Origin of the sequence: Streptosporangium sp. NPDC020072 (genome assembly GCF_040631445.1) — a bacterium.
Taxonomy (GTDB): Bacteria; Actinomycetota; Actinomycetes; order Streptosporangiales; family Streptosporangiaceae; genus Streptosporangium.
On sequence record NZ_JBEYAB010000041.1, the window covers coordinates 1 to 1,654 of the forward strand.

Below are 1,654 nucleotides of genomic sequence, written 5' to 3' on the forward strand. Positions count from 1 at the left end.
GTGTGCGACGTACTGCGGGCAGGGGGCGGCCTCCGGCGGGGAGCAGCCGATCCAGATGTCGGTGTTCCCGGCGATGAGCATCCGGTCGGAGATCGGGTTCGACGCGTCGCCGAGTGTGGCCCGCTCAACGCCGAAGAGGCTCAGCGAGTAGGCGTCCTTGGCGTAGAAGGTCTCGTCGAACACCACCGCCTTCGGCAGTCCGAGACGGTCGAACCGCAGGAACGCCCCGAGCGCGGCGACGAACAACGGTCCCAGCCAGCCCAGCAGGACGTTTCCCGGCATGGGGGGCAGAAGTCGATCTCTGGTTAATCCCATTTAGGGAAGTATGGAGAAAAATCACCCTCTGTGGACAGCATCGTAAAGATCTCGTTTGGGAATCCCCGCCGACTTCGCGACGTCCACGATCGCCTGCTTCCTCGGCACCCCGGTCTCCGCGCGCCTGGCGACCTCGGCGACCAGGTCCTCGATGTCCGGCTCGACCTCCTGCGGGTCGTGCCCGGCGACCACCACGGTGATCTCGCCCTTGACCCCGTCGGCCGCCCACACGGCCAGTTCGCCCAGGCCGCCGCGCCGTACCTCCTCGTAGGTCTTGGTCAGCTCGCGGCAGACGGCGGCCCTGCGCTCCGCCCCGAACGCCTCGGCCATCGCGCCGAGCGCGGCCGCGAGCCGGTGGGGCGCCTCGAAGAACACCATCGTGCGTTCCTCGGCGGCCAGCGCCCGCAGCCTGCGGTCGCGCTCGCCCGGCTTACGCGGCGGGAAGCCCTCGAAGCAGAAGCGGTCGCTGGGCAGGCCGGAGACGGCCAGCGCGGTGGTGACCGCGGAGGGCCCTGGCAGCGAGGTGACCGTGATCCCGGCCTCGACGGCCAGGCGGGTCAGGCGGTAGCCCGGGTCGGAGACACCGGGCATCCCGGCGTCGGTGATGATCAGGACGGTCCTGCCGTCCCGCAGCTCGCCCAGCAGCTCGGCCGCCCGGCCCGCCTCGTTGGCGTCGTAGTAGGAGACGACCCTGCCGCCGATCTCCGCGCCCAGGTCGGCCGCCAGACGGCGCAGGCGGCGGGTGTCCTCGGCGGCGACCACGTCGGCGGTCTCCAGCGCCTCGCGCAGCCTCGGCGAGGCGTCGCCCGTCTGTCCGATCGGGGCTCCAGCGAGCACCAGCCTGCCGTTGTCGTTCACGGTTCCATCCTCCCGCATCCGACACGGGGTCCCAACAAGGGGAGAAGTTCCGTAATTGGACATGTAGGCGGTGTTTCTTAGGTTCGTGAGGGGAGGAGGCCCGTACGATGGCCGGGTGGCCGTGACCGACTTCCCCAACCAGGCGTTCGAACAGCCGGAGTCAGAACCGAGCACCGACTCGGCCGTCTCCGTGCGTGACCGGCTGGTGCCGCCGATGCCCGGCGGCGCCATGTGGGGCTGGATCGGCCCGCTGCTGGTGACGGTGTTCGGGGCGTTCCTCCGCTTCGTCAACCTGGGCCGCCCGAACGCGGTGATGTTCGACGAGACGTACTACGCCAAGGACGCGTGGTCCCTGGTCAATTTCCTCGCCGAACGCACCATGGTCAAGGACGCCGACAAGGTCCTGATGGCCGGCGGCACCGAGATCTGGCAGAAGTGCGCGCCCGCCGAGATCGACAAGTGCGCCTCCTACGTGGTCCAT

Annotated in this window: 1 protein-coding gene and 2 pseudogenes; 1 reads left to right on the plus strand and 2 read right to left on the minus strand. The window is 69.5% G+C overall.

Going from position 1 to position 1,654, the window contains the following annotated elements; all coding sequences use genetic code 11:
• Positions 1-282 (minus strand): annotated as a pseudogene (locus ABZ470_RS41645) (phospholipid carrier-dependent glycosyltransferase); the annotation flags it as partial.
• Positions 283-336: 54 nt separating this feature from the next.
• Positions 337-1,191, minus strand: coding sequence for a 16S rRNA (cytidine(1402)-2'-O)-methyltransferase (rsmI, locus tag ABZ470_RS41650; protein ID WP_352016611.1), 855 nt, complete (start codon positions 1,189-1,191; stop codon positions 337-339).
• A gap of 97 nt (positions 1,192-1,288) precedes the next feature.
• Between rsmI and ABZ470_RS41655 the strand changes: the two are divergent.
• A pseudogene (locus ABZ470_RS41655) lies at positions 1,289-1,654 on the plus strand (phospholipid carrier-dependent glycosyltransferase); the annotation flags it as partial.

What these genes read in the sequence shown, in the direction of transcription:
- rsmI (WP_352016611.1), bottom strand. Translation starts at nt 1,191, where the DNA reads ATGCGGGAGGATGGAACCGTGAACGACAACGGCAGGCTGGTGCTCGCT.